The sequence below is a fragment of the Mariniflexile ostreae genome, assembly GCF_042427585.1.
In the GTDB taxonomy this organism is placed as follows: Bacteria; Bacteroidota; Bacteroidia; order Flavobacteriales; family Flavobacteriaceae; genus Pseudalgibacter; species Pseudalgibacter ostreae.
Genome location: NZ_JBHMFC010000030.1, coordinates 1 through 4,764, shown reverse-complemented (window position 1 = coordinate 4,764; position 4,764 = coordinate 1). Strand labels below are relative to the sequence as shown.

Here is a 4,764-nt window from a genome sequence, read left to right as displayed (position 1 = left end):
TTTAGAGCGCAGTTCAGAGGGGTTAGAAACGTAGAGTTCTTCCTATATAGACTTACAACAATTTATGCATAATCTTAAAATCCCACAACTTTTTGACTTGATCCGAACAATGTCCATCCATTATCAAAACATACTGAACTACTTTGACAACAGAAGCACCAATGCTTCGGCAGAATCGTTCAATGCAAAAATAAAGGCATTTAGAGCGCAGTTCAGAGGGGTTAGAAACGTAGAGTTCTTCCTATATAGACTTACAACAATTTATGCATAATCTTAAAATCCCACAACTTTATGACTTGATCCCCATAGAGCTACCATAAAGATCAAATTGGATGAATCCCTAAAAAATAAGAAACCGCGTAAATCCTAGGATTTGCGCGGTTTTGGTGCTTTTTGACAAAGCTTAGAGTGACCTCGACTGGATTCAAACCAGTAACCTCTTGAGCCGTAATCAAGTGCGCTATTCAGTTGCGCCACGAGGCCATTTTTAATTCATGTTACCTTTGTAATAATACTAGCGTTTTATATATCAAGCGCCATAAGGTTGTTAACACGGGTGCAAATATAGTATTTTTATTAATTTATAACCAAACAATTTATTCCAAATTTTAAATCATTATTTTTGAGCATGGAAACTGAGCTATTACAGAAAAATTTTAGTCATATTTTTGACACCAAATTAATCACCGCTATTTCTGAAGTTGGTATTTTAAAAAACTTTAAGAAAGATGATATTATTATTGATATCAACCAATACCTTACCCACATTCCTTTACTGGTAAGCGGTCATGTTAAAATCCTAAGAGAAGATGAAAATGGGTACGACCTGCTTATCTATTTTTTAGAAGTGGGTGATACCTGTACCATGTCCCTAAGCTGTTGTGCAGAATCTTCAAAAAGTAAGATTCGGGCTATTGCTGAAAAAGATTCAAGCTTAATTATGATTCCTGTAAACAACATGCAGGAATGGTTTAACACCAATGAAACATGGCGAGGCTTTATATTAAACACCTATCAAAAACGCTTTAGCGAAATGCTAGACACTATTGATACCCTTGCTTTTTTAAAAATGGACGAACGCTTGCTTAAGTTTTTGATTGATAAGACCATTCTACATGATTCTAAAACCATTTTTGTAAAACATCAGGAAATCGCAGAAGACCTACACACGTCCAGAGTTGTTATTTCCAGGCTTCTTAAACAATTAGAAAATCAAAATAAAATAAAATTAAGTCGAAATAAAATCGAAGTATTGTAAAAAAAACAGACTATACTATTTAAAAAACCTAATTCATAAAAAATATATGGATGCTATTTTAAACCCTTGGCCATGGTACATCTCAGGCCCATTACTTGCTATCATTATGTTTATCCTTATTTACTTCGGAAAAACCTTTGGCATGTCTTCAAACCTAAGCACTTTATGTGCTATGGCAGGAGCAGGAAAAAAGACTAAGTTTTTTGACTTTGATTGGAAATTAGATAAATGGAACTTAGTGGTTGTACTAGGCGCTATAATGGGAGGGTATATAGCTCATTTTTTATTATCTGACCCAGTTAGTATCGATTTAAATCCCAAAACCTCAGCAAACCTCTCTCTTTTAGGTTTCCAAAACGCAGGAGCAGCATTATTGCCAGCAGAACTTTTTAGCTGGGATGCTGTTTTTACGGCTAAAGGTCTAGCTATTTTAGTTATCGGAGGTTTTTTAGTCGGTTTTGGTACCCGTTATGCCGGCGGTTGTACATCTGGACATGCCATAACAGGATTGAGCAATTTACAGAGACCTTCATTAATTGCTGTAATTGGATTTTTTATTGGAGGCTTAGCTATGATTCATCTTTTATTTCCTTTAATTTTTAGTTGATATGACGTTTATAAAATTTTTAATTGTCGGAGTTGTATTTGGAATCGTCCTCGTAAAATCAGAAGCTGTATCATGGTATCGCATTTATGAAATGTTCCGCTTTGAATCATTTCACATGTACGGTATTATTGGGTCGGCAGTTATTACAGGAATGCTTTTAGTTTTTATTTCGAAAAAGTTTAAATTTAAAAATATAGAAGGGAGGTATATGTCCGTACCACCCAAAGATAAAGGCTGGGTTCGTTATATTGTGGGGGGCACTTTATTTGGATTAGGCTGGGCGCTATCTGGCGCATGTCCTGGCCCCATGTACATTCTAGTGGGCACGGGTGCTTTTAGCATCCTTATCGTTATAGCGGCCGCGTTGTTAGGAACTTATGTATACGGCTTAATAAGAGACAAACTCCCCCATTAAATGGATACCATCCACCTTATAGGCTATACTGGAGCATTGATTGTAGGCTTGATTTTGGGCCTTATTGGTGGGGGTGGTTCTATTTTAACCGTACCTTTACTAGTATATCTTTTAGGATACAACCCCGTTATGGCAACGGCATATTCTCTTTTTGTTGTAGGTGCCACGTCTTTGGTAGGTACCTATCAAAAACACAAAAAAGGTTTGGTGGATTTTAAAATCGGTTTAGCCTTTTCATTCCCTTCGTTTTTAGCGGTTTACTTATCGCGGATGTATTTAGTTCCTAACATACCCGATATTCTTTTTTCCTTCAATAAATTTATGTTGACAAAAGAAATGGGCATCATGATATTTTTTGCCCTTATCATGGTTTTAGCAGCTATTTCTATGATAAGGAAAGCGAAAATACAAGAAGATAAAAAGCATAAACAAGCCTATTATTACACGTTTATACAAGGTCTTGCTATTGGTACCGTAACCGGACTTATTGGTGCAGGCGGTGGCTTTTTATATATTCCTGCTTTAGTATTGTGGGCCAATTTACCTATGAAAAAAGCAGTGGGTACTTCTTTAATTATTATAACAATCAATTCGCTTATTGGTTTTTTAGGGGATATCCAAAATTTAAAAATTGAATGGGTTTTTCTACTCATTTTTACTTTTATTTCTATTATTGGAATTCTAATAGGCGTTTATCTTTCAAAGTTTATAAGTGGAGAAAAGCTCAAAAAAAGCTTTGGTATTTTTACTTTAATTATGGCCATTTATATTATATATAAAGAAATCAATTAGTTAAAGAAGCTATAATACGCGATAAAACCCGGTGATAATTATTAAATTTGGTTGGTTTCGGTTCTTTTTTATAAAAGAACCATTAATAATACAAGCCTATTAAAAGGAAATAAAAATAACACGAAATGAAAATAGAACAAATTTATACAGGATGTTTGGCTCAAGGTGCATATTATATTGAATCTAACGGCGAAGTTGCTATAATAGACCCTTTAAGGGAAACACAACAGTACGTAGACAAGGCAGCAAGTGAAAACGCTAAAATAAAATATATTTTTGAAACACATTTTCATGCCGATTTTGTTTCTGGCCATATCGATTTGGCTAAAAAAACAGGTGCAACCATTATTTTTGGCCCAAGTGCAGAAACGGGATACGATGCTTATATAGCAAAAGACAATGAAACCTTTAAGCTTGGTGATCTCACTATTAAAGTGCTACACACACCAGGGCATACTTTAGAGTCCGTTACCTATCTTTTGTTAGATGCTAAAGGTAAAGAGCATGCTATATTCTCTGGAGATACCTTATTTTTAGGCGATGTAGGCAGGCCAGATCTGGCTATAAAATCAAACCTCACCAAAGAGGATTTGGCAAGTATGCTTTATGATTCTTTAAGAAATAAAATTATGACATTGCCAGATGATGTTATTGTATATCCAGCCCATGGAGCAGGCTCTGCTTGTGGTAAAAATTTAAGCAAAGAAACCATAGGCATTTTAGGCGAACAAAAAAAAACAAATTATGCCTTGCGTGAAGATATGTCAAGAGCAGAATTTGTTAAAGAAGTACTGGATGGCATTCCGCCCCCGCCTCAGTACTTTGCAAAAAATGCTATGATGAACAAGTCTGGATACGACAGTTTTGAAACCATCCTAAAAAAGGGCGACACCCCTTTAAGTCCTAAAGAATTTGAAGCCATCGCCAATCATACTGGCGCATTGATGCTAGATGTACGAACAGAAAAAGAGTTTCTAGAAGCACATATACCCAATTCCATTTCTATTGGATTACAGGGGGGATTCGCGCCTTGGGTAGGTGCTTTAATAACCGATTTAAAGCAACCTATTTTATTAATTACCCCAGAAGGGATGGAAAAGGAAACCGTTACCCGATTGTCTCGTGTAGGTTATGACAATACATTGGGGTATCTAAAAGGTGGATTAATGGCATGGAAAAAGGCAGGAAAAGATACAGAAAATATAGACTCCATTTCTGTAGAAACCTTAGCGGAACGTTTTAAAAAAGAGGTTTTGAATATTTTAGATGTTAGAAAAGATGGAGAATACCAATCGGAGCATTTAAAAGGAAGTCATGTGAAGCATTTTCCTTTAGACGTTATTAATAAGAACATGAATGCCATAGATAAAAACAAAACGTATTACATCCATTGTGCCGGTGGGTACCGTTCCGCCATTGCTGCATCTATTTTAAAGGCAAGAGGAGTTGAGAATTTAATAAATATTGAAGGCGGTTTTGATGCCATTAAAAAAACAGATTTGCCTAAAACCGACTTTGTTTGTCCTAGCACACTGTAAACTATAATTTTGATAGTCTTGCAGAAAAAAGAACAAGGCTTCATACATATAAAACGGGTCAACGCAAAAAGTTGTGGAGTAACTAAAAAAGAAAGAACTTTGGAGCAAAAATTTCTATGTCCTCTGATTCACTTTTATCTATTGCCAATTTATT

6 protein-coding genes and 1 tRNA gene are annotated in these 4,764 nt (G+C 35.4%); 6 read left to right on the top strand and 1 reads right to left on the bottom strand.

The features are described 5' to 3' along the window. Nucleotides 1–64: 64 nt before the first annotated feature. Nucleotides 65–271 (top strand): transposase, encoded by a 207-nt coding sequence (locus ACFFU9_RS08290; RefSeq protein WP_379860935.1) that lies wholly within the window; start codon nucleotides 65–67, stop codon nucleotides 269–271. Between the two features lie 138 nt (nucleotides 272–409). Here ACFFU9_RS08290 and ACFFU9_RS08285 read toward each other — a convergent pair. Then, nucleotides 410–483 (bottom strand) — tRNA-Arg (locus ACFFU9_RS08285). A gap of 145 nt (nucleotides 484–628) precedes the next feature. On the opposite strand from ACFFU9_RS08285, the gene ACFFU9_RS08280 reads away from it, so the two are divergent. From ACFFU9_RS08280 to ACFFU9_RS08260, 5 genes are all read left to right on the top strand, one after another. Continuing rightward, complete coding sequence (locus ACFFU9_RS08280; RefSeq protein ID WP_379860934.1) at nucleotides 629–1,258, top strand: Crp/Fnr family transcriptional regulator; 630 nt, start codon at nucleotides 629–631, stop codon at nucleotides 1,256–1,258. A 46-nt stretch (nucleotides 1,259–1,304) separates the two neighbouring features. After that, nucleotides 1,305–1,865 carry a YeeE/YedE family protein gene (locus tag ACFFU9_RS08275; RefSeq protein ID WP_379860933.1) on the top strand — a complete coding sequence of 187 codons (561 nt, stop codon included), beginning with the start codon at nucleotides 1,305–1,307 and terminating at the stop codon, nucleotides 1,863–1,865. 1 nt (nucleotide 1,866) lies between these two features. Beyond that, complete coding sequence (locus ACFFU9_RS08270) at nucleotides 1,867–2,280, top strand: DUF6691 family protein (RefSeq protein WP_379860932.1); 414 nt, start codon at nucleotides 1,867–1,869, stop codon at nucleotides 2,278–2,280. Next, nucleotides 2,281–3,072, top strand: a complete 792-nt coding sequence (locus ACFFU9_RS08265) for a sulfite exporter TauE/SafE family protein (RefSeq protein WP_379860931.1) — start codon at nucleotides 2,281–2,283, stop codon at nucleotides 3,070–3,072. 125 nt (nucleotides 3,073–3,197) lie between these two features. Beyond that, complete coding sequence (locus ACFFU9_RS08260; protein ID WP_379860930.1) at nucleotides 3,198–4,610, top strand: MBL fold metallo-hydrolase; 1,413 nt, start codon at nucleotides 3,198–3,200, stop codon at nucleotides 4,608–4,610. Nucleotides 4,611–4,764: the final 154 nt, after the last annotated feature.